The following is a 23,148-nucleotide window of genomic DNA, read 5'->3' as shown; positions in this document are numbered from 1 at the left end:
GGGTGGGGCGATCGGCGTCGGGGCCGGACGCGAGATCGACCCGAGCGTCCGAGATCGACCCTCCGCGGGTCGACGTCGCGACGGGCGGGTCGACCTCGGTGCCGCCGGTGCCGGTCACGCGACCGTCGCCGGGTCGAGCCGTCCCGCGGCGGCGACGTCCCCCACCACGATGATCGCCGGGGGTCGGACCCCAGACTGGGCGGCGCGCTCCACGATCTCGCCGAGCGGGGCCCGCGTGACGCGCTGGCGCGGCGTCGACCCGTTCTCCACGATCGCGACGGGCAGCGCAGGGTCGGCCCCGGCGCCGAGCGCCTGGGCCGTGATGCGTGCGAGCTGCGAGACACCCATGAGGACCACCAGCGTAGCCGTGCGGTCGCGGACCCCCGCGAGCGCGGCGGCGTCGAGCCCGTCGTGGCCGCTGACCACGTGGAACGCGGCGACCGTGCCCCGGTGCGTGAGCGGGATGCCCGCGAGCGCGGGGACGCTGAGCGCGCTCGAGACGCCCGGCACGACGTCGACCGGCACACCCGCCGCGCGGCACGCGAGCACCTCTTCGCCGCCGCGCCCGTAGACGAACGGGTCGCCGCCCTTGAGCCGCACGACGCGCCGGCCGCGCTGCGCGTGCTCCACGAGGAGGGCGTTGATCTCGTGCTGCGGCACGGGGTGGTGGCCGGGCGTCTTGCCGACGTCGATCACCTCGACGCCGGGCGCGAGCTCGTCGAGCACGTCGACCGGTCCGAGCCGGTCCGCGACGACGACGTCCGCCTCCGCGAGCGCCCGGCGACCCCGGACCGTGAGCAGGTCGACCGCGCCGGGCCCTCCCCCGACGAGCGTCACGCGCCCCAGGCCTCCCGGCGCCGGACGGTGGTGGCGCTGGTCGGCGCCGCCGGAGCGCAGGTGCTCGGCGATCGCGTCGCGCACCGCGCGCGCCCGCCGCGGGTCGGCGCCTCGTCGCTCCCCCGGGCTGTCGGCCTCTCGTCGCTCCCGAGCGCACCCGTCCGCCGGAACGCCGGCCGCGGGGACGTCCGTGACGACCCCGACGAGCACGTCGCCGCTGCGGGTCGTCGCCGGCGTGCGGGCGGTGCCCTCGTGCGCGGCCCCGGCGTGGACGCACCAGGTGCGGCGCGCCGCCGCCCACGCGGCGACGTCGCGGTCGGTCCCCGAGTCGTCCGTCGCCGCGAGCACGAGCCACGCGTCCTCGACGTCGGACTCACGGACCTCGCGCGGCGCCCAGGTGACGCGGCCGCCCGGCGCGGTCCCGCCGTCGGCCCGCAGCCCGACGGGTGACGGTGCGAGGAGCGGGGCGCGCAGCGAGGCCGCGACGAGGTCGCGCAGGTCCTCGCAGACCTGGGGCGCGACGACGCGGACGTGCGCGCCGTCGTCGGCCATCGCCCGCGCGCGACGGGCCGCGACGGGGCCGCCGCCCGCGACGAGCACCGTGCGCCCGGCGAGGTCGATCCCGAGGAGCGTCGTCACGACGCACCGTCCGCGGGCCCGGCGGCGTGGGGGCGCAGGCCCACGTGCACGACGCCGTCGCGCACCTCGGCGGGCCACGTCGCCAGGTCCGGCGCGAGGCCTTGGACGGGCACGTACCCGGCGGCCTCGAGGCACCGGCCGGTCGTGAGGTCGAAGACCTGCTTGTACATGGGGCCGGCGACCGTCGGCACGCCCCCGCGCGTGCCGACGATGCCGCGCGACAGGACGTTCGCACCGGAGAACGGGTCGCGCTGCTGCACGACGCGGACCGTGTCGTCGGGGAGGCGGAACAGCGCGACCTGCACCCCGCCGACGAGGGCGGCGGCGCCGCGTTCGACCAAGAGGTCGCGCAGGAGGCACACGCGCTCCCACCCCGCCGCGTCCGACGTCGGCGTCTCTACGGGGTACGCGGCCTGCTCTGCTGGCACGACGCTCATCGACGGACCTCCAGGGTCGTGCCGGCGATCACCACGGGGCCGGCGGGGACGGTGGCGAGACCCGAGGCGCGGGCCTCCTCGAGGGCGGCCCGCTCGTCCGCCCTGGCGGGCCGGATCTGGCCGCGCTCGGTGACGTACGCGAGGTCGGGGTCGGGCTCGGCGGGCGCGTTGACGAACGAGCCGAAGCGGCGCAGCTTCTCCGGGTCCTCGAGGACGGCGCGCCACTCGTCCTCGTAGTCGCCGACGTGGCGGGCCATCGCGGCGTCGAGGTCGGCACCGATGCCGAGCGAGTCCTCGACGACCACCTCGCGGATCGCGTCGAGACCGCCTTCGTGGTCCTCGACCCACGCGGCCGTGCGCTGCAGGCGGTCGGCCGTCCGGACGTAGTACATGAGGAAGCGGTCGATGGTGCGCACGAGCGCCTCGTCGTCCAGGTCCTCGGCGAGGAGCTGCGCGTGCCGGGGCGTGAACCCGCCGTTGCCGCCGACGTACACGTTCCAGCCCTTGTCCGTCGCGATGACGCCGACGTCCTTGCCGCGCGCCTCGGCGCACTCGCGCGCGCACCCCGAGACGCCGAGCTTGATCTTGTGCGGCGAGCGCAGGCCGCGGTACCGGAGCTCGAGCTCGACGGCCATGCCCACCGAGTCCTGCACGCCGAACCGGCACCACGTGGACCCGACGCACGACTTCACCGTGCGCAGCGACTTGCCGTACGCGTGGCCGGACTCGAACCCGTGCTCCACGAGCCGGCGCCAGATGTGCGGGAGCTGCTCGATGCGCGCCCCGAACATGTCGATGCGCTGGCCGCCCGTGATCTTCGTGTAGAGCCCGAAGTCCTTGGCGACCTGCCCGATGACGAGCAGCCCGTCGGGCGTGATCTCGCCCCCGGGGATGCGCGGGACCACGGAGTACGTGCCGTCCTTCTGCATGTTCGCCAGGACGTGGTCGTTCGTGTCCTGCAGCGTCGCCTGCTCGCCGTCGAGGACGTGACCGTTGCCGAGCGACGCGAGGATCGACGCGATCGTGGGCTTGCAGATGTCGCAGCCGCGCCCGGCGTCGCGCACCAGCACGGCACCCTGCGTGGCTGCGCTCTCGTCCACCGGCGCAGTGACACCCCGGCCGAACCGCGCGACGATCTCGCTGAACGTGTGCAGGTCCGCGACGCGCACGGCGTCGAAGAGCTGCGCGCGCGAGAGGTCGAAGTGCTCGCACAGGGCGTTCGAGACCTCGACGCCGGCCCGGGCGAGCTCGGTCGTCGTGAGCTTCTTGACGAGCGGCAGGCACGACCCGCAGCTCGTCCCCGCGCGCGTGCACGCCTTGACGCCCGCGAGGTCGGTGCACCCGTGCTCGGTGACCGCACCCCGGATCGTGCCCGCGCCGACGTTGTTGCACGAGCAGACCGTGGCGTCGTCGGGGAGCTCGAGGGCCGGCGCCCCGCCGCCGGACCCCTCGGGGAGCAGGAACAGCCCCGGGTCGCCGGGGAGCTCCGTGCCCAGCATCGGCCGCAGCGACGCGTACGGCGCGGCGTCGCCCACGAACACGCCGCCCAGGAGCGTGCGCGCGTCGTCGGACAGGACGAGCTTCTTGTAGACGCCCGCGACCGGGTCGGCCCACACGAGCTCCATCGCGCCCTCGGTGCGGCCGTGCGCGTCGCCGAAGCTCGCGACGTCGACCCCCTGGAGCTTGAGCTTGGTCGCCGTGTCCGCGCCGGGGAACGTCGCCTCGCCGCCGAGCAGGCGGTCCACGACGACCTCCGCCATCGCGTAGCCCGGCGCGACCAGGCCGAGGCACCGGCCCTCGAGGCACGCGACCTCGCCGACCGCCCACACGTGCTCGTCCTCGGTGCGGCACGCGAGGTCCACGACGGCGCCACCGCGCTCCCCGACCGCGAGCCCCGCCGCGCGCGCGAGCTCGTCGCGCGGCCGCACGCCCGTCGCGAGGACCACGACGTCGACGTCGAGCCGGCCGCCGTCGGCGAAGTCGAGCCGGCCCACGTGTCCGGTCTTGCGGGAGACCCTCAGCTCCTTGGTCCCGGTGTCGCACCGGACCGCGATGCCCATGCCGTTGATGAGGCGCTTGAGGGCCTCGCCGCCGCCCAGGTCGATCTGCGCGTCCATGAGGTGCGTGCCGAACTGGACGACCGTGGCCTGCGCGCCGAGGGCCTTGAGCGCGCCCGCGGCCTCGAGGCCCAGGAGTCCGCCGCCGATGACGGCGCCGCGCACCGGGCGTTCCCAGCCACCCTCGGTCGTGGCGTTGCGCCGCTTCTCATCGACCCAGCCGCGCAGCGCCGCGACGTCGTCGATCGTGCGGTAGACGAACACGCCGGGCAGCTCGTTGCCGGGGATCGGGGGGCGCGCGGCGTTCGAACCGGTCGCGAGGACGAGCTCGTCGTAGGCGTGCACGCGCCCGAGCCGGTCGGTGACGGTCTGCGCCTCGCGGTCGATCGACGTCACCGCGCAGTCACGGTGCAGCGTGACCAGCGGGTCGTCCCACAGGGCAGGGTCGCCGAGCGTGAGCTCCTCGGCGTCGCGCGCCGAGAAGTAGCTCGTCAGGGCGACGCGGTCGTACGGCTTGCGCGGCTCCTCGGCGAAGAGCGAGACGCGCCACGTGCCGTCGGCGTCGCGCGCGCGCAACGCCTCGACGAGCCGCTGCGCCACCATGCCGCCGCCGACGACGACGAGGTGCCGGGGCGCACCGGGGGCCGGGGCGGGGGCGGGATCGGTCTCAGGTCCGGTCACGGCGGGCTCCTGGGGGCGTCGGGGCGGATCGGTCACCGTCCGCGGGGTCCGACGAGAGCGAGGAGAGGCCCCCGGGGATGGTGCTGACGACGCTACGGACGGGCGGTTTCGCGACCGTGCCCCGCCCGTTGCCCGTCCGTAACGGTGTTCTCACCCGGCCGGACGCCGCCGTGTGAGGTCGGCGGAGCGGTGCGAGACCGGCAGGTCGTGTCCAGATCGACGATCGTGACTGCCGATCTCGGCAGGGCTTGCCGACCTCACGCGCCGAGGCCGACGCTCGCCCGTGCGCCGTCGGCCTGCGGCTGCTCCGGGTCGGTCTGCGCGAGCCAGTCGACCAGGCCGCACACGACGTCCTTGCACCCGCCGCAGCCCGTCGTCGCGCGCGTCGCCCGTGCGACGTCGTCGACGCTCCGGGCGCCGTCGTGCCAGCAGCCCACGACGTCGCCCTTGGTCACGCCGTTGCACGTGCACACGGTCGTGCGGTCGGGCATGAGCGTCGGGGACGACGCCGGGGCGGGCGCCTGCGCGACCGGGCGCAGCAGCAGGTGGGTCGGGTCGGCGGGCACGGGGACGCGGCGCGTGTACGCGGCGGCGAGGTCGGCGCCCACCTCGGGCGCGCCGACGCACGTCGCGCCGACGAGCAGCCCGTCCGCGACGACGACCTCGACGTGCCGCCCCGCCGCCGGGTCGCTCAGCGTCACGGAGCGGTGCGACGCGTCGGGCGCGCGACGCTCGCCGCACACGCCCATCGTCACGATCTCGAGCCCCGCCGCCTTGACCCGCACGACGTCGGTCCCGGCGGTCGCGCGCGTGCCGACCCGGGGGTCGGACGTCGGCGCGAGCGGGCGCGCGACGACGTCCGTGGCGAGCCGCAGCGCCACGCTCGGCCGGTCGGCGGCCGGTCCTCGGCGCGCACGCCGCCGGTCGGGCGCGGCCCCCCGCGCGGCGCCCGGCCTCCCCGCGCCGTCGGCCCTGGCGGCGAGCCGCTCCGCGAGGTGCTGCGCGAGCCGGCGTGCCTGGTCCCACCCCTGGGCGATCAGCCCGGTGCCGCCCTCGGGCGGCTGGGCGCAGTCGCCGATCGCGAACACGCGCGCGTCGTCCGGGCTGGCGAGGTCGGGCCCGACGACGACCCCCCGGTCGACCGTGAGCCCCGCCGCCTGCGCGAGCCCGGCCTCGGGCACGGTGCCGCACGCGAGCACGACGAGGTCGGCGTCGAGGTCGACGCGACGCACGCCGTCCGGCGCTCCCCCGGCCGCGCCCGGCCGATCTGCCGCGGGGTCGAGCGGGCCGCCGTCGGGCATGCGGAGCGTCACGCCGCGCACGCTGCGGCCGGCCACGACCACGCGCTCGGTCCGGGCTGAGGTCCAGGCGCGCACCCCGAGGCCGGCGAGACCGCGCGCGACGACGCCGCCCGCCGCACGGTCGAGCTGGCGGTCCATCACGCTCGCGCCGCCGTGCACGAGGCTCACGGCGACGCCGCGACGCGCGAGCCCGCACGCGACCTCGAGGCCGAGGACGCCCGCTCCCACGACGACGGCGTGCCGCGCGTCGAGCGACCCCGCGACGATCGCGCGTGCGTCGTCGAGCGTCCGCAGGACGTGCGCGCCACGCGGCAGGCCGCCGGGCAGGCCGGTGAGGCCGGGCACCTCGGGGACGCGCGCCGCGGCGCCCGTCGCGAGCACGACGACGTCGTACGGGTAGGCACCCTCGCCCGTGAGGACGCGGCGCGACGCCCGGTCGACCGCGAGGGCCTCGGTGCCCCGCCGGACCGTGACGCGCGCGTCGTCCGCGACAGGCAGGGCGATCGTCGCGACGTCGGCCCGGCCCGCGACGACCTCGCTGAGCAGCACGCGGTTGTACGGCTCGTGCTCCTCCGCGCCGAGCACGGTGACCTCGACGTCGGCGGACCCCCCGCACCGCGCCGCGAGGTCGCCCGCGAACCGCGACCCGACCATGCCGTGACCGACCACGACGACGCGCGTCATCCCCCGACCTCCTGGAGCGCGGGGGCGCGTCGCACGTCCACGGCGCAGACCTTGAACTCCGGCATCCCGGAGACGGGGTCGGTCGCGTCGGTCGTCACGCGGTTGACGCTGCCCACGCCGCCCCAGTGGAAGGGCATGAAGACCGTGTCCGGCCGGACGCGGTCCGTCCACCGCACGACCGCCTCGATCGCGCCGCGCGCGGTCGTGAGGCGCGCCCGGTCTCCGTCGTCGATGCCGAGGCGCGTGCCCAGAACCGGGTGGACCTCGACGAACGGCTCCGGGACGAGGCGGTCGAGCTCCGGCACGCGCCGGGTCTGCGCGCCCGACTGGTAGTGCTGGAGCACGCGGCCCGTGACGAGGTAGAGCGGCGCGTCGGGCCGCACGTCGTCGCTCGGGCCCGTGTGGTCGACCGCGACCAGGCGGGCACGTCCGTCCGGCGTCGGGAACCGGTCGAGGAACATCCGCGGGGTGCCCGGGTGGTCGGGGGACGGCACCGGCCAGTGCAGGCCCGGGCCGCCGTCCGCCTCGTCCGCGTCGAGGCGCGCGTGGCTGAGCCCGGCGTAGTCCGCGACGCCGCCCGCGGACGCGCGCGCGAGCTCGTCGAAGACGACGGCCGGGTCGGTCGGGAAGGAGACCGGCGATCCCAGCCGACGCGCGAGCTCCGCCAGGATCCACAGCTCCGACCGTGCGTCGCCCGGCGCGTCGACCGCGCGGCGCCGTCGGATCACGCGACCCTCGAGCGACGTCATGGTGCCCTCCTCCTCGGCCCACTGCGTCACGGGCAGCACGACGTCCGCGAGCAGCGCCGTCTCCGACGGCACGAGGTCGCACACGACGAGCAGGTCGAGCGCGCGCAGGTTCGCCGCGACCCGGTCCGCGTCCGGGGCGCTGACCACGACGTTCGCCCCGTGCACGAGCAAGGCGCGCGGGCGCCCGTCCTCGGCGTAGGTCGTGGTCGCACCGCCCGGTCCGGGCCGCGTGCCGAGCGACCGCAAGAGCTCGACGGCGGGCATCCCGGGGCCGGGGAGCGACTCCGGGTCGACGCCCCACACCGCGGCGACGTGCGCGCGGGCCGCCGGGTCGTCGATCCTGCGGTACCCGGGGAGCTGGTCCGCCTTCTGCCCGTGCTCGCGGCCGCCCTGCCCGTTGCCCTGGCCGGTGATCGCGCCGTACCCGGACCCCACGCGGCCGGGCAGGCCGAGGGCGAGCGCGAGGTCGATCGCCGCGGTCACGGTCGCCGTGCCCTGCGAGGACTGCTCGACGCCACGGCCCGTGAGCACGTACGCGCCCGCACCCCCGTGGACGGGTGACGCCGCCGCGAGCAGCCGGGCCACGTGGCGCAACCGGTCCGCCGACACCCCGCACACCGTCTCCGCGCGCTCGGGCCACCATGCGGCGACGGACCGGCGGACGTCGTCGAACCCGGTCGTGCGCGCGTCGAGGTAGGCCGTGTCCGCGAGCCCCTCCGCGACCACGACGTGCAGCAGCGCGAGCAGCACCACGAGGTCGGTGCCCGGGACCGGCTGCAGGTGCACCCCCTGCCCGACGGCGTCCCCCGCCTCCCCCGTGAGCGCCGCCGTCGCGCTGCGGCGCGGGTCCACGACGACGAGCCCGCCCCGTGCCCGCACGCCGGCGAGGTGCTGGACGGACGGCGGCATCGTCTCGGCGACGTTCGACCCGAGCAGCAGCACGGCGTCCGCGCCGCCGAGGTCGGCGAGCGGGAACGGGAGCCCGCGGTCGGCGCCGAACGCGCGGTTCGCCCCCGCCGCGGCGGACGCCATGCAGAACCGCCCGTTGTAGTCGATGTTCGCGGTCCGCAGCACCGTGCGCGCGAACTTCCCGAGCGCGTACGCCTTCTCGTTCGTCAGGCCGCCGCCCCCGAACACCGCGACGGCGTCGCAGCCGTGCGCGGCCTGGACCCGCTCGATCCCGGCCGCGACCACGTCGAGGGCCTCGTCCCACGGGGCGGGCCGGAGCTCGCCGTCGGGCCCGCGCAGGAGCGGGCGCGTCAACCGGTCGGGTGCGCGCAGGACCGTCGCGCTCGTCCAGCCCTTCTGGCACAGCCCGCCCCGGTTGGTCGGGAAGTCCCGCGGGGCGACCGTGACCGGCAGCGGGCCGCTCGCCGGCGTGAGCGTCATGCCGCACTGGAGCGCGCAGTAGGGGCAGTGGGTGTCCACGCTCAGATCCCGGCCGCCGCGAGGGCCGAGCCCTTGCGCAGGTAGACCGCCCACGCGACGATCGCCATCACGGCGTACATCCCCACGAACGTCCACAGGGCGGGGACGAGCGAGCCGGAGAGGCTCGTCGACGCGGCGAACCCGCGCGGGATGAGGAACCCGCCGAACGCGCCGACGGCGCCCGCGATCCCGATGCACCCGGCCGCGGCCTGGCGGGCGCGGACCCGGGCCGCGGCGAGGGCCGCGGGGTCGCTCGCCGTCGGGCCGTCGAGGGCCCGCGCCGCGCTCGCCTGGAAGACGGCCGGGATCATCCGGTAGGTCGAGCCGTTGCCGACGCCCGTCGCGACGAACAGGACGAGGAACGACGCGAAGAAGAGGCCGAAGCTGTGGGTCTCCAGCGCCCGGATCGCGCCGACCGCGCCGAGCGCCATGACCCCGTACGACGCGATCGTCACGCGCGCGCCGCCCAGGCGGTCCGCGACGATGCCGCCCAGCGGCCGGGACACCGAGCCGACCAGCGCGCCGAGGAACGCGATCGAGAGCGTGACCTCCGGGAACTGGCCCGCGAGGAGCGTCGGGAACGCACCGGCGTAGCCGATGAACGACCCGAACGTCCCGATGTAGAGGAACGAGATGATCCACGTGTGCCGGTTCCGCGTCGCGACGGCGAACGACCGCGGGTCCGCCTTCGCCGTGGCGAGGTTGTCCATGAACCGCCACGCGAGGAACGCCGCGAGCAGGATGAACGGGATCATCATGAGGCCCGCACGCTCGAGCGCGACACCCGCCCCGGCGACGATGACGAGCGGCACCGCGAGCTGCACGACCGCCGTCCCCAGGTTGCCGCCCGCGGCGTTGAGGCCCAGCGCCTTGCCCTTCTCCCGCTCCGGGTAGAAGAACGAGATGTTCGCCATCGAGGACGCGAAGTTGCCGCCGCCGAAGCCGGCGAGCGCCGCGACGGCCAGCATCACGCCGAACGACGTGCCGGGGTCCTGCACGACGACCGCGAGCGCCGCCGTCGGGAGCAGCAGGAGGAGGGCGGACACGACCGTCCAGTTGCGCCCGCCGAACAGGGGCACGGCGAACGTGTACGGGATGCGCAGCGTCGCGCCGACGAGGCTCGGGACGGCGATGAGCCAGAACTGCTGGTCCACGGTGAAGGTGAACCCGGCGGCGGGGAGCTGCGGCACGACGATCGACCACAGCGCCCAGACCGCGAAGCCGAGGAACTCCGCGAACACCGAGATCCCCAGGTTGCGGGTCGCGACCCGGCGGCCGCCGTCGCGCCAGAACGTGGGGTCCTCCGGGTCCCAGCGGTCGATCCACCGCCCGGAGCGGCGGTGCGGCGTCCTCGGTGGTGCCGGGGCGAGTCCCGGGGCGGGCGGCGTCGCGGGCACGACGCCGGACGGGCGGGCTGCGGACTGCTCACCCTCGTGGGTGGTGGGGCTCGTGGGCGCGGGCATGGCGGCTCCTTCAGCAGGTCCCGGTCAGTGACCAGGACGCTAGGAACGCCGTGTTTCCCCCGCGCGCGACCCCCGTTAAGCCCGTGTGAGGTCTTCCGCACACCTGCTCGACGGCCGCTGTGAGCGGCCGTCCGTGCGGTCGCCGTCAGCCCTCGACGCCGGTCGCCTCGTGGGACGAGCCCACCGGCTTGGACTCGGGCGACCCGCGCTCGCGCAGGTAGATCGCGAGCACGACCATGCTGAGGACGGCCAGCATCTCGGACTGCCAGTTCTGGAACGTGCGGCTCCAGAAGTCCGGCATGGACAGGTACTCCGTCCACGGCACGGGGTCCTGGAGGTCGCGCAGCTGCTCCTCGCTGAACGCGACCGCGCCGGCCGCCGACTGCGCGGCCCACGACCCGAGGAAGATCGCGCCCATGACGAGCGACAGGGACCGCGAGTAGACGGCGAGCCGCCAGCCCCGGGCGCGGGCCCACGCCGGGGAGTCGGCGGTCGCGTGCTCGCCGACCTTCTGGTCCTCGTCGGACTCGCGGCCCGCCTGGTCGAGCTTCTTCGACTCGGGCGAGCCCCGCTGCACGAACCACACCGTCGCGGTGATGAAGAGGAGGAACTGCAGGTACTCGGACTGCCAGTTCTCCGTGACGTCGACCCAGAACGCCGACGACAGCACGTACTGGCCGAACGTCACCGGGTCGAGGCCCGCCGCCCGCTGGTCGGTGTTGAAGACGGCGACGCCGCTCACGGCCTGCGCGACCAGCGACGCGAGGAACGCGAGCGTGAAGAACAGGCTCAGCGAGCTCGCGCGCAGGCCGCCGAGGACGCCGCCCTTCCCGCTGCCGGCGCTCATCGGTGCACCGCCGCCAGCACGAACGTGACCGCGAGGCCCGCGACAACGAGCACGAGCGTGGCCCAGAACATCAGCCGCGGGACCCTCATGCCTCCACCTCGCAGTCGTAGGGGCGGTCGTCGCGGGGCGTGCAGCCTGCTGCGGTGACGACCCACGCGTCGCCGGAGAGCGCGAGGAAGACGGTGTCCGTCGCCGTGACGACCTGCGCCTGACGCCCCGCGACGTGCACGTCCTCGACGACGACCTCGGTTCCGGCCGCGGTCAGCCCGGCGAGGGGGCCGTCCGGCGCGGTGACGACGTCCGCGCACGGCTCGCCCTCGTCGGCGGCGAGCGCGTCGGCCGCGGCGGGCAGGATCAGGGCGCACGCGGCGTCGCCGTCCCCCACGGCGAGCGCGCCCGCGAGGTCCTCGACGACGTCCTGCGCCTCTGCCGCGCCGGGTCCCGCGCACCCCGCGAGCGTGGCGGTCACGAGCGCGAGGGCCGCGAGCCCGACGCCCGGACCCGTCCGTGACCCCCCGACCAGCACTCGCGAGCACACGACCCTCCTGTGGCGACACCGCGCCGACCGGGTCGCCGACGCTGAGCCTCATGCTCGCGGTTCTCGATGCGCTCGCAAGCAGTGGCCCGGGCACGGTTCGGCACGGAGCGTGCCCGCTCGGCACCTCGAGGTGCCGAGCGGCGCAGCGTGTGCCGACGCGCGTCCCGCGTGCCGACGGGTGGGCTCAGCCCCAGACGAGACCGCGCGCCGGGTCCTCGAGGATCCGCGCGACGTCGGCCAGCACGCGCGCGCCGAGCTCGCCGTCGACGAGGCGGTGGTCGAAGCTCAGCGCGAGCTGCGTGACCCAGCGCTTGCGGATCTTGCCCTTGTGGACCCAGGGCTGCTCGCGGATCGCGCCGAACGCGAGGATCGCGGCCTCGCCGGGGTTGAGGATGGGCGTCCCCGTGTCGATGCCGAACACCCCGACGTTGGTGATCGTGATCGTGCCGTCGGACATGTCGGTGGGCGACGTGCGCCCGGCCCGCGCGGTCGCGGTGAGGTCCGCGATCCCGCCGGCGAGGCCGTGCAGGTCGAGGCGGTGCGCGTCCTTGATGTTCGGCACGACGAGCCCGCGCGGCGTCGCCGCCGCGATCCCCAGGTTCACGTAGTGCTTGTAGACGATCTCCTGCGCGGCGTCGTCCCAGCTCGCGTTGATCTCCGGGTGGCGGCGCACCGCGAGGAGCAGCGCCTTGGCGGTGACGAGCAGGGGCGTGACGCGCACGTCCGCGAACTCGCGGTCCTCCCGCAGGGTGCGGACGAGCTTCATGGTGCGCGTGACGTCGACCGTGTGGAAGACCGTCACGTGGGGGGCGGTGAACGCGCTCGTGACCATCGCCTCGGCCGTGCGCTTGCGCACCGACTTCACGGGCACGCGCGTCTGGCGGCCGTCGGCCGTGACGGCGCCCGTCGCGAGCCACGGCTGGTCGTCGTCGGCGTACGTCGCGAGCGGCTGCGCCTTCGCCTGCTCGTGGTAGGCCTGCACGTCCTCGCGCGTGACGATCCCGCCCGGGCCGGTGCCCGCGACGCTCGCCAGGTCGACGCCCAGGTCCTTCGCGAGCTTGCGCACCGGCGGCTTGGCCAGCACCGGCAGGGTCGCGTGCCCGACGGCGGCCGGCGCGCTCGCCCGCGGGGCGGAGGTCGAGGCCGGGGCCGACGGCGCGGTGCTCGCCGCCGGGGCCGTCCGGTCCGGGGTCGCCGGGCCGGGGCGGTCGGTCGCGGGTGCTGCGGCGGTGGGCTCGGCCGCGGGCGCTGCGGCGGCCGGCTCGGCCGCGCGGCGCCGCCGTCGGGCCGTGCCCGGCTCGACGGTGCCGTACCCGACGAGCACCGAGCCGGAACCCTCGCTCGCGGCGGGCGTCGCGTCACCGGTGCCCGCCTGCGGCGACGGGGCCGCTGCGGGGGCGTCCGCGCCGTCGGGCACGACGCCGGCCGGTGCGGTCGGCGCCGGGGCCGTGCCGCCCGGGTCCGTGTCCACGACGATGATCGGCACGCCGACCTCGACCGTCGTGCCCTCGGGCGTGAGGATCTCCGTGACGACGCCCGTGTACGGCGACGGCAGCTCGACGAGCGACTTCGCCGTCTCGATCTCGACGATCGTCTGGTTGACCGTGACGGCGTCGCCGACGGCGACGTGCCAGTGCACGATCTCGGCCTCGGTGAGGCCCTCGCCCGCGTCGGGGAGGTTGAACTTCTCGAAGGTGGGCACTGCGTGGTCCTCCTGGTGGTCCCGGTCGGCGCTGTCGAGGTCGCGGTGGACGCGCGTCAGAACGCGAACGCGCGGTCGACGGCGTCGAGCACGCGGTCGAGGCTCGGCAGGTAGTCGTGCTCGATCTTCGCGACGGGGTACGGCGTGTGGAAGCCGCCGACGCGCAGCACGGGCGCCTCGAGCGAGTAGAAGCACTCCTCGGTCACGCGGGCCGCGACCTCGGCGCCCGAGCCGAGGTAGGTCGGGGCCTCGTGCACGACGACGCAGCGTCCCGTCCGGCGGACGGACTCGACGACCGTCGCGGTGTCGAGCGGCGAGATGCTGCGCAGGTCCACGACCTCGATGCTGCGGCCCTCCTGCTCGGCCGCCGCGGCGACGCGGAGCGCGGTCGCGACGGTCGGACCGTAGGCGACGAGCGTGAGGTCCGTGCCGGGGCGGACGACGCGCGCCCGGTCGAGCACGGTCGCGCCCTCGCCGCGACCCGCGACGTCGACCGGCCCCTTCTCCCAGTAGCGGCCCTTGGGCTCGAAGAAGAGCACCGGGTCCGGCGAGGCGACGGCCTCCTGGATCATCGTGTACGCGTCCTGCGGCGTGGACGGCGACACGACGCGCAGGCCGGCCGTGTGCGCGAACAGCGCCTCGGGGCTCTCGCTGTGGTGCTCGACCGCACCGATCCCGCCGCCGTACGGCACGCGGATCACGACGGGCACCTGGAGCTTCCCGCCCGAGCGGTAGCCCATCTTCGCGAGCTGCGTCGTGATCTGGTCGTACGCGGGGAAGATGAACCCGTCGAACTGGATCTCGCACACCGGCCGGTAGCCGCGCAGCGCGAGACCGATCGCGGTGCCGAGGATGCCGGACTCCGCGAGCGGCGTGTCGACGACGCGGTCCTCGCCGAAGTCCTTCTGCAGGCCGTCCGTCACGCGGAAGACGCCGCCGAGCGCGCCGATGTCCTCGCCCATGAGCAGGACCTTGGGGTCGTTCTCCAGCGACCGGCGCAGCCCCTCGTTGATGGCGCGGGCCAGGGTCAGGGTCTTGCTGTCGCTCATCGCGCCACCTCCGCGGTCGGCTCCTCGAAGGACTGCTGGTAGTCGGCGAACCACGCCTTCTCGCGCTCGACCACGGCGTTCGGGGTCGCGTAGACGTGGTCGAACATGCTCGACGGGTCCGGTGCAGCGAGCGCACGGACCTCCTCGCGCAGCCGCTCGCCCAGCGCGTCGGCCTCGGCGGCCAGGTCGGCGGCGAACGCGTCGTCCCACGCGTCCTCGGCGCGGAGCAGGTTCTCGAGCCGGTCGATCGGGTCCCGACGGCGCCAGTAGTCCTCCTGGGCGCGCGACCGGTACTTCGTCGGGTCGTCGGACGTCGTGTGCGCGCCCATGCGGTAGGTGAACGCCTCGACGAACGTCGGGCCGCCGCCGGAGCGGGCACGCTCGAGCGCCTCCGCGGTCACGGCGTAGCACGCGAGCACGTCGTTGCCGTCGACCCGCACGCTGGGGATGCCGAACCCGCCGCCGCGGCGGTAGAGCGGCACGCGGGTCTGCCGGGTCGTCGGCTCCGAGATCGCCCACTGGTTGTTCTGGCAGAAGAACACGACCGGCGCGTTGTTCACGGCCGCGAAGACGAGCGCCTCGTTGACGTCGCCCTGCGACGTCGCGCCGTCGCCGAAGTACGTGACGACGGCCGCGTCGCGCTCCGGGTCGCCCGACCCGACGAGGCCGTCGCGCTGGACCCCCATGGCGTACCCCGTCGCGTGCAGCGCGTGCGACCCGATGACGAGCGTGTACAGGTGGACGTTGTGCGCCGTCGGGTCCCACCCGCCGTGGTCCACGCCGCGGAAGAGGCGCAGGCGCGCCGTCGGGTCGATGCCGCGCACGTGCGAGACGCCGTGCTCACGGTACGACGGGAAGACGTAGTCCTGGGGGGCGAGCGCGCGGCCGGAGCCGATCTGCGCGGCCTCCTGGCCCTTCGCCTGCGCGAACAGCCCGAGCTCGCCCTGGCGCTGGAGCGACGTCGCCTCGTCGTCGAAGCGGCGCGTGAGCACCATGTCGCGGTAGAGACCGCGCAGCGCCGCGGCGTCGAGGTAGGCGACGCGCTCGCGGTAGCCGTCGGTCTCCGGGGTCGTGACGCGGGCGCCGGCGGGCGTCACGAGCTGGAGCAGGGGTGCGTCGTCGGGACCGCCCGCGACGTCGGGGAGGTCGGGGTGCGTGCTCGCAGCGTCCCGCACGCCGGTTCTCGCGTCGTTCTCGGTCACGCGACTCTCCTTCGGTGCGGCCCGGCCGTGCGGCCGGCCCGCTCGGGGGCAGGAGGCGCCTGATAAAGGGCGCCGTCGGAACCTACGTCTCCGTAGCCTACGCAAGCGTAGGCTACGACCCCGTAGGTAGCGCCTCCGACGTGTCGCCCAACGTCCGTCACGACCGGCTGTAGAGAACCTCCAATCCCCACCGGCGCACCCCCGGCACCAGGAGGGCTGCCCCTACCGCGGGTAGACGCCGCCCGAGCGCAGCGCGTCGCGCTCGCGCAGGACCGGCCAGCGCGAGAACGCGAACACGAGGAACATGACGACGTTGAGGATCGGCACGAGGCCCACGAGCACCCACCAGCCGGAGTAGCCGGCCTTCTGGATGATCCGGACGTAGGCGATGAAGAAGATCACCGCGACCGCGACGTAGAGGACCAGGGCCGCGCCCCCGAAGAGCCAGCCGTTGTCCTCGACGAACTGCTCCCACTCCTGGTTGTCCATGCCGCGAGTCTTCTCGCGTGACCAGGACCCGGCAACCGCGCCGCCGTCGCCGGCCGCTACGCCGCGCCGTCGTCGTCCGCGCCGACGAACGCGCGGGCCACGTGCTGGGTCGAGGCGCCGAGCTCGAGGACGGTGTCGCAGGCCTGCTCGACGCGCGGGTTGTGCGTCGCGACGACCACGGCACGCCCCTCGTCCGCGAGCTCGCGCAGGAGCCCGACGATCGCGTCGGCGTTCCCCTCGTCGAGCGCCCCCGTGGGCTCGTCGGCGAGGACGACGCGCGGCCGCTTGAGGAGCAGCCGCGCCACGGCGACGCGCTGCTGCTCGCCGCCCGACAGCTCGTAGACGGCCGCGCGCTCGTACCCGCCGAGCCCCACGCGCTCGAGCACCTCCTCGCGCCGGCGCGCGCGGTCCGCCCGCCGGACGCCCCGGCTCACGAACGCGACGTCGAGGTTCGCCGCGACCGTCGCGTTGTCGATGAGCGCGTAGTTCTGGAACAGGTACCCGAGCTCGTCCCGTCGGAACAGGCGTCGCCCGTGCGGGCTCAGCGCGGTGACGTCGCGCCCGTCCACGAACAGCGTCCCCGCGTCCAGCCGGTCGAGCAGGCCCACGCAGTTGAGCAGCGTCGTCTTGCCCGACCCGCTCGACCCCACGAGGCCCGCCATCGAGCCCGCCTCCACGCTCAGCGTGAGGCCCGTCCAGACCGTCCGCGCCCCGTAGAACTTGGCCGCACCTACGACCTCGATCATCGCCATCCCCCTTCGTTCAGCTGTCACTGGATCGCGTCCGCAGGAGCCTGCGCTGGGCCACCGCGAGCGCGGTCACCAGCAGGGCGGACGACACGAGGCACACCGCCACCGCGACGAGCGGCTCCGCTCCCCCGAGCAGCCGCGGTGCGGCGGCCGCGACGACGGCGCCGAGGGCCGGCGGCGTGCGCGGCGGGTTCGCCGCCACGTACGCGACGAGCAGCACCGCCGAGGCGGCCTCGGCGAGGAACGCCGCGCGGTACCGCGCGGCGAACGACCACCCCGCGATGTAGCGGACGAACACGCTCTGCGCGTACCGCCGCGTGTACGCGCTCGACACCACGACCGCGGTGAGGAGCACGACGCCGGCCGCCGCCGCGATGTTCGCGAGGCCGAGCCGGAAGCTCCGGACGAGCTTCTGGTACTCCTCGGCCGCGGCGTCCGCGATCGGCGTGACCGAGAGGACGTAGTCGCGGATGCCCGCCGCGCGGCTCTCCTCCAGCACGTACGCCGGGTCGAGGAAGACGACGTCCCCCGTCGAGGTGTACGCGCCGTACCCGTCGGCGCTCACGACCTCCGAGGCCGGGTCCACGACGAGCACGACCGGCTCGTCCACGAGCGGTGACGCGCTCGGGTCCGCGGCGTTGCCGTAGTCGAACAGCGTGCTGCCCTCGGCGAGCGGCGCACCGCGCTCGACGGCGCACGTCGCACCGAAGTAGTCCGCCCACGAGCCGACGGCGGCCACGACGTCGTCCTGCTGGTCCGCCCGCAGCGTGGTGGGCAGGTGGATCGTGAGGCACGACCCCGGCGCCGGGACGAGCCGCGACCCGGTCGCGTCGCGGACGTCCTGCTCCTCCAGGTACGACGGGCTGACGAGGAGGACCGGCTGGTCCTCGGGCGCGACCGTCACCGTGCCGAACGCCGAGACGGGCTGCCGCGCGGCGAGCACCGCCTCGCGGTCGTCGAGCGCCCGCACGACGACCTCGCCGAGGCGCTGCGCGAACTCGCCCGCGCGGGCCTGGTCGTCGCCGCCGACGCCCACGGAGGTCGCGCCGCCCGCGCTCTGCCAGGCGGAGCGGGCGGCCTGCTGACCCGCGATGAGCTGGCCCGCGTGCACGGCGGAGAAGATCGACGCGACGAGGATGACGAGGGCGCAGAACCGCACGCCGAACGCGGCGGGGACGACCCAGGCCCCCACGGACTCGCCCTTGATCGCGGCCGCGAGCGGGATGCGCTGCGCGGCGGCCGTCGAGACGGCGTGGGCGGTCACGGTGACGAGCAGCAGCCCGGCGAGGACGGCGCCGGCCAGGCCGAGGAACGTCGTCGCCTGCGCGAACCCGTTGTAGGCGCCGAGCACGATCGCGCACACGACGGCAGCACCACCCAGGTGGAGGGCGAGGCGTCGGCCGATCGGGGCGAGGTCGCGCCGCAGGATGCTGGAGAACGGCGCGCCCTGGAGGCGCTGGACCGCGTACGCCCGGGCGTTGAGGAGCGCGCCGCACCCCGCGAGGAGCACGACGGCGACCGCCGCGATGGCGTAGCCCGCCGGGATCGGCGTGCCCGCGAGGTAGCGGTGCCACGAGAGGATCGTCGGGTAGGAGTCGGCCGACGCCGTCACCCCGGCCTCCCGCAGCGCGGCGGCCAGCGCCTCGGCCTCCGCCGTGCCGCACGAGAGCCCGTAGGAGCCCACCGGGCTCGTGGCCCCGAGCTCGGCGCCGGGGTGCACCTGCGTGGTGACGCCGCGGCTGAAGTCGGCCACGCCGTGGTCGAGCCACCGCCCGCCCGGGTCGGCCGAGCCGTCACCGAGGACGGAGAGGTGCCGCGTCGAGACGTCGGTGAGGTCGAAGGTCACCTTGGCGACGGTGCAGTCGCGGGAGGTCGCGAAGGTCGCGATCGTGCCGTACGCCTCGGCGCTCGACGCGGTCGTGCCGAGGGAGTCGACGCGGAGCTGGGCGTCGAACCCGCGGACCGCGAACTCGCTGTACGCCTGCACCGTGAAGAAGGCGAGGAAGAGGCTGACGACCACCGCGAGGGCGTAGGCCAGGCTGAGGCTTCTGTTCGGCATGGAGGCTCCGCGCCGGACCGGGCAGGGGCGGCACGGCGCCGCCCCTGCCCTGCGTCCGTGCTACGCGCACTTGTGCCAGTAGGCGTGGTCCACGCGCATGGGCCAGTCCTTGGCGTGCACCTTCGCCCAGACCCCGGGCTTGATGTTGGTCACCCGGTAGAGCTTCCCGTTGTGCACGGACGCGCCGTGGCACTGGGTGTTGTGCAGGTAGTGCGAGTAGATCGCGCCCGCACTGGTCCCGTAGTTCCAGATCCCGCCGCCCACGAGCTGCGAGCCGGCGAACGCCGCCGCCGGTGTGAAGGCCAGGACCCCGGCGACCATCGCCGTCGTCAGTACTCGACCAAACCTCATATCTCCCCCTTCGGAAGTGATTGCTACGTAAAAGTAGCAATCCGGAGACGCGAGCACCAGGGGTTCGGTCGATCTGGGGAAGTTCCGTTGCCGGAACGCAGAGGGGCCGTCGAGGAAGGGCTACAGCCAGGTCGCGCTGACGCGCAGGAAGAGGTCGGTCGCCTCGGGCTCGCCCACGCTCACGCGCAGGCCCTCGCCCGCGAACGGGCGCACGATCGCGCCGGCAGCACGCGCCTCCTCGGCGCGCTGGGCCGTGCGCTCCCCCAGGTCGAACCACACGAAGTTCGCCTGCGACTCCGGCAGGGACCAGCCCTGGTCGCGCAGACCCTCGACGAGGCGGGTGCGGTCCGCCACGAGGTGCTCGACCCGCTGCAGGAGCTCGCCTCGCGCCCCGAGCGACGCGATCGCGGCCCGCTGCGCCACGTGCGAGACCCCGAACGGCGTGGAGACGGCACGGATGCCCGCCGCGAGGCGCGGACGCGCGACGGCGTACCCGACGCGCAGGCCCGCGAGCCCGTACGCCTTGGAGAACGTGCGCAGCAGCACGACGTTCGGGTGCTGCGCGTACACCGCGAGACCGTCGGGGGCCTCCGGGTCGCGCACGAACTCGAGGTACGCCTCGTCGAGCACCACGAGCACGTCCGACGGCACCGCCGCGAGGAACGTCTCGAGCTCGTCGCGGTGCACCGCCGGACCGGTCGGGTTGTTGGGCGTGCACACCATGACGACGCGCGTGCGCTCGGTGACCGCCGCGGCCATCGCGGGCAGGTCGAGGCGCCCGCGGTGCTCCCCCGTCCGGAGCGGGACCCGCACCGACGTGCCGCCCGCGACGGCGACCGCGATCGGGTACGCCTCGAACGAGCGCCACGGGTAGACGACCTCGTCGCCCGGCTCGACGACCGCCTGGAGGACGTGCGCGAGGACCGCGACCGACCCGTTGCCCACCACGACCTCGTCGGCCCCGACCCCGAGGTCCGCCGCGAGCGCCTCGGTGAGCTCGGTCGCGTACATGTCCGGGTAGCGGTTCGCGTCCGCCGCGGCGTCGGCGATCGCCGCCACGACCGAGGGCAGCGGCGGGTACGGGTTCTCGTTCGAGGAGAGCTTGAACGCCGCCGCACCCGGGGCGACGCGCGCCCCCGGGACGTAGGCCGGCAGGGCGGCGACGGCAGGACGCAGGGGGACGCGGGGTTCGTGGGCCACGGTCCTCGATCATGCCACTCGTGCACCGCGGTCCGTGGCGGACGACGGCGCGCCACGCGCGGCGCCCGTGCCGCACCACCGCCCGGATGGCAGGATGCCGGGTATGAGCTTCGTCGTCCGCGTCCTCATCACCGGTCTCGCGATCTGGCTCACGAGCCTGTTCATGGACGAGCACTTCCAGATCGTCGGCTCCCACACGGCCGGCGGGAAGGTCGTGATCGTCCTCGTCGTGGCGCTGCTCTACTCGCTGGTGAACGCGGTGATCAAGCCGATCGTGCAGGTCCTCTCGATCCCGCTCTACATCCTCACGCTGGGGCTGTTCTCGCTCGTGGTCAACGCGCTCATGCTCATGCTCACCGCGTGGATCACCGAGCAGACGGACTGGGGCATCCGCATCATCGGCGGGTTCTGGTGGGCGCTGCTCGCGGCCCTCATCATCGCCGTGATCAACTTCCTCGTCTCGGCCGTCGTGCCGAAGGCCCAGGACCGCTGACCCGAGCGCTCCACCGCGCGCGCCGCTGCCCGCCCTCCCGACCGGCCCGCCGGGGGACGGCACCGGGCCGTCACCGCGCATCGTCCTCGCCACCACCCGTCCCGGCGCCCCCGAGCGTGCCCGTGCCGCCGAGCGTGCCGGAGCCACCGGTCGTCCCGGACGGACCCGGCGTGCCGAGGGACGGGCCCGGCGCCGTCACGACGCCGTCCGGAGCCGGCCACGGGGGCCACGGCGGCCTCGGCACCGCGAGCTCACCGACGCAGAACGTCGTCTCGGGGTCCGGGACGAGACGCGCCTCGTAGACGAGCGGGTCCTCCGCCTCGCCGTCGAGCCAGTGCTCCACGTCGGCGAGGTGCTCCTCGAGGCCGCGGTCGCCCACCTCGACCGCGGCGTCGAGCACGTCCTGGTGGTAGCCGACGGAGTGCGGCACGTCGAGCGGCGGCCCGCCGCCGGGCGCGAAGACGGTACCGGTCACCGTCACGCGCTCGGGCGTCGCCGGGTTCGGCTTCCCGTCGAGGCCGGAGACCCCCTCCCCGCTGGTCTCGAGGTGCGTGGCGCGCACGCCGGGCGGGAGGCCGTGCCCCCCGACCGGTGACCCGGCGGTCACGACGTGGCGCACCTGGTAGGTCCCGACCGTCGCCGCCGCGATCGTCGCCGCGACCATGCCACCCTGGCTGTGCCCGACGAGCACGACGTCGTCCTTCGGCTCGATGCCCGACTGGCCCATCGCGTCGAGCACCGCCCGCACGCTGTCCGCCCGCGCGCGCTGGGACTCGTCGTCGGACATGAGGTCGTAGTTGGACGTCATGTTCCACACCGTCCGCAGGTTGCCGGGCTGGGTGCCCGGGATCGCGACGACCCACGTGGGAGTGCCGTCGTCCTTGACGATGCGCTGGACGCTCAGCACCGAGTCCGTGCTCCCGAGCGCCGCCACGGCGCCGAGCGCGGACCGCGTGTCCGTGGGCGTCGGCAGGTCGTAGGGTGCCGCGTCGACCCTGCGCACCTCCGGGTCGGGCAGGAACCGCTTGCGCAACGGCTGGACGGACGCGCGCAGCACGGCCGCCGCGTTGCCGACCGTCGGCACGGCGTACCAGGGGCGGTCCGGGTCGAGCAGGCCGATCGTGCGACCCAGCGCGCGGACGGTCGCGGGGTGCAGCGCCTCGCCCGTCGTGACGAGCCGACCGAGAGAGGGCCCTCCGCGCAGCAGGGACTGCGCGAGCCCGGCGAGGCCCTGCGCGACGATCATCCCGAGCCCGGCGGCGCCCGCCCCCGCCAGCCCGTAGTGCCGTCCCGCCACGACCAGCGCGGTGTCGGACCACGCCGCGGCGGCCGCAGCGTCCGCGTCGTCGTACACCCGGACCGCCTGGTGCAGACGCGCGGCGAGCCGCCGCAGGCCCCGTTCCTGCTGCTCGGCGAGCAGGACCGCCGCGTCGAGCTCGTCGAGGACGGCCGCGCGGGCGGCACGGACCTCCGCCGACCAGAACGGCGTCGTCGGCAGGTTCCAGCCCGAGGCGGACCGGAGCAGGTCGGGCGGGGTGAGCCGACCGGCGAACGCCGTGGGCGTCGCCGTCGTGGCCTCCACGCCGTGCCGGGCGTCCCGCAGCGCCACCGCCGCTCCCGCCAGGAGGTCCGCGCGCCCCGCGAGCGCCACGGCCTGCGCGACGACCGCCGCCGTCTCGATCACGGTCGGCTCCGTCCCGCCACGGATCACGACGGACGGTGCGGGCCACGTCCCGCTCACGCGCCGCCCACCGCGGCGAGCTCCGCCCGGAGGCTCGCGACGTCCGTCTCCGCGAGCACGGTGAGAGCGTCCAGCCCTGTGAGGCAGCTCTCGAGCGTCCCGTCGAGCCGGAGCAGGGCTGCCCGGACCTCCGCCGTCGCGTCGTCGTACGCGTGCCGCGCCTGCCCGGACCACGGGAGGTCAGGGGTCCCCAGGGCAGCAGCGGCGCGCGCCGCGTCGTCCGTGGCCGTGAGGACCTGGTCGCGGGCGCGGGTGATCCCGAAGGGTGCGGCGAGGCACGGGACTGGAGGCGGGGTCGGCATGGCGGCGACCGTACGGACCCCCGCCGACCGGCGGCGGGGACCGGTCGCACGCTGTGGACCGACCCCTCGCGACCGGACGCTGGGGACGGCCACGGGCCGCACGACCGCTCGGTTGCCCGGACTGCGGGCGGCACCGACCGCCGTCGGGCA

19 protein-coding genes are annotated in these 23,148 nt (G+C 75.3%); 1 reads left to right on the top strand and 18 read right to left on the bottom strand.

Going from position 1 to position 23,148, the window contains the following annotated elements; translation table 11 throughout:
* Positions 1–114: 114 nt before the first annotated feature.
* The 16 genes from cobA to hisC all read right to left on the bottom strand — a co-directional run bounded on the left by cobA (position 115) and on the right by hisC (position 20,462).
* Positions 115–1,476 (bottom strand): uroporphyrinogen-III C-methyltransferase, encoded by a 1,362-nt coding sequence (cobA, locus tag ACI769_RS04395; RefSeq protein WP_085386752.1) that lies wholly within the window; start codon positions 1,474–1,476, stop codon positions 115–117.
* On the bottom strand, positions 1,473–1,913 hold the full coding sequence (gene nirD, locus ACI769_RS04390) for a nitrite reductase small subunit NirD (protein WP_082774289.1): 441 nt from the start codon (positions 1,911–1,913) through the stop codon (positions 1,473–1,475). Before nirD ends, cobA begins: the two co-directional genes overlap by 4 nt.
* A complete protein-coding gene (gene nirB, locus ACI769_RS04385; protein ID WP_409141299.1) occupies positions 1,910–4,573 on the bottom strand; it encodes a nitrite reductase large subunit NirB in 2,664 nt (887 codons plus the stop codon). The genes nirD and nirB overlap by 4 nt, the downstream gene beginning before the upstream one ends.
* 335 nt (positions 4,574–4,908) lie before the next feature.
* On the bottom strand, positions 4,909–6,636 hold the full coding sequence (locus tag ACI769_RS04380; RefSeq protein ID WP_409141236.1) for an FAD-dependent oxidoreductase: 1,728 nt from the start codon (positions 6,634–6,636) through the stop codon (positions 4,909–4,911).
* Positions 6,633–8,813: a molybdopterin oxidoreductase family protein gene (locus ACI769_RS04375; RefSeq protein ID WP_409141235.1), complete on the bottom strand. Its 2,181-nt coding sequence runs from the start codon at positions 8,811–8,813 to the stop codon at positions 6,633–6,635. Before ACI769_RS04375 ends, ACI769_RS04380 begins: the two co-directional genes overlap by 4 nt.
* 2 nt (positions 8,814–8,815) lie before the next feature.
* Complete coding sequence (locus tag ACI769_RS04370) at positions 8,816–10,276, bottom strand: MFS transporter (RefSeq protein ID WP_409141234.1); 1,461 nt, start codon at positions 10,274–10,276, stop codon at positions 8,816–8,818.
* 145 nt (positions 10,277–10,421) lie between these two features.
* A complete protein-coding gene (locus ACI769_RS04365; protein ID WP_409141233.1) occupies positions 10,422–11,123 on the bottom strand; it encodes a DUF6766 family protein in 702 nt (233 codons plus the stop codon).
* Between the two features lie 85 nt (positions 11,124–11,208).
* Positions 11,209–11,592, bottom strand: coding sequence for a hypothetical protein (locus ACI769_RS04360; protein WP_043658855.1), 384 nt, complete (start codon positions 11,590–11,592; stop codon positions 11,209–11,211).
* Between the two features lie 253 nt (positions 11,593–11,845).
* A complete protein-coding gene (locus ACI769_RS04355; RefSeq protein ID WP_085386757.1) occupies positions 11,846–13,363 on the bottom strand; it encodes a dihydrolipoamide acetyltransferase family protein in 1,518 nt (505 codons plus the stop codon).
* A 56-nt stretch (positions 13,364–13,419) separates the two neighbouring features.
* Complete coding sequence (locus ACI769_RS04350) at positions 13,420–14,412, bottom strand: alpha-ketoacid dehydrogenase subunit beta (protein ID WP_043656580.1); 993 nt, start codon at positions 14,410–14,412, stop codon at positions 13,420–13,422.
* A complete protein-coding gene (pdhA, locus tag ACI769_RS04345) occupies positions 14,409–15,587 on the bottom strand; it encodes a pyruvate dehydrogenase (acetyl-transferring) E1 component subunit alpha (RefSeq protein ID WP_198163199.1) in 1,179 nt (392 codons plus the stop codon). The genes ACI769_RS04350 and pdhA overlap by 4 nt, the downstream gene beginning before the upstream one ends.
* A gap of 249 nt (positions 15,588–15,836) precedes the next feature.
* The gene (locus tag ACI769_RS04340; protein WP_076403859.1) at positions 15,837–16,103 is read right to left on the bottom strand and encodes a hypothetical protein; all 267 of its coding nucleotides are present in this window, start codon (positions 16,101–16,103) and stop codon (positions 15,837–15,839) included.
* A gap of 56 nt (positions 16,104–16,159) precedes the next feature.
* The gene (locus ACI769_RS04335; protein WP_232422994.1) at positions 16,160–16,855 is read right to left on the bottom strand and encodes an ABC transporter ATP-binding protein; all 696 of its coding nucleotides are present in this window, start codon (positions 16,853–16,855) and stop codon (positions 16,160–16,162) included.
* Positions 16,856–16,865: 10 nt separating this feature from the next.
* Positions 16,866–18,911, bottom strand: coding sequence for a hypothetical protein (locus ACI769_RS04330; RefSeq protein ID WP_043656583.1), 2,046 nt, complete (start codon positions 18,909–18,911; stop codon positions 16,866–16,868).
* A gap of 60 nt (positions 18,912–18,971) precedes the next feature.
* Positions 18,972–19,262: a lactococcin 972 family bacteriocin gene (locus ACI769_RS04325; protein ID WP_021483224.1), complete on the bottom strand. Its 291-nt coding sequence runs from the start codon at positions 19,260–19,262 to the stop codon at positions 18,972–18,974.
* 120 nt (positions 19,263–19,382) lie between these two features.
* Positions 19,383–20,462 (bottom strand): histidinol-phosphate transaminase, encoded by a 1,080-nt coding sequence (gene hisC, locus ACI769_RS04320; RefSeq protein WP_085386760.1) that lies wholly within the window; start codon positions 20,460–20,462, stop codon positions 19,383–19,385.
* Between the two features lie 103 nt (positions 20,463–20,565).
* Here hisC and ACI769_RS04315 point away from each other — a divergent pair, with 103 nt between their 5' ends.
* Positions 20,566–20,955 (top strand): phage holin family protein, encoded by a 390-nt coding sequence (locus ACI769_RS04315; protein WP_085386761.1) that lies wholly within the window; start codon positions 20,566–20,568, stop codon positions 20,953–20,955.
* A gap of 70 nt (positions 20,956–21,025) precedes the next feature.
* Here ACI769_RS04315 and ACI769_RS04310 read toward each other — a convergent pair whose 3' ends face one another.
* Positions 21,026–22,639: a lipase family protein gene (locus ACI769_RS04310; protein ID WP_157446522.1), complete on the bottom strand. Its 1,614-nt coding sequence runs from the start codon at positions 22,637–22,639 to the stop codon at positions 21,026–21,028.
* Positions 22,640–22,692: 53 nt separating this feature from the next.
* On the bottom strand, positions 22,693–22,998 hold the full coding sequence (locus tag ACI769_RS04305) for a hypothetical protein (protein WP_085386763.1): 306 nt from the start codon (positions 22,996–22,998) through the stop codon (positions 22,693–22,695).
* Positions 22,999–23,148: the final 150 nt, after the last annotated feature.

It is taken from the genome of Cellulosimicrobium sp. RS, from assembly GCF_046159675.1.
GTDB classification, from domain to species: Bacteria; Actinomycetota; Actinomycetes; order Actinomycetales; family Cellulomonadaceae; genus Cellulosimicrobium; species Cellulosimicrobium funkei.
The sequence above is the reverse complement of the archived record's forward strand: the minus strand, read 5'-3'. Positions and strand labels throughout refer to the sequence as shown.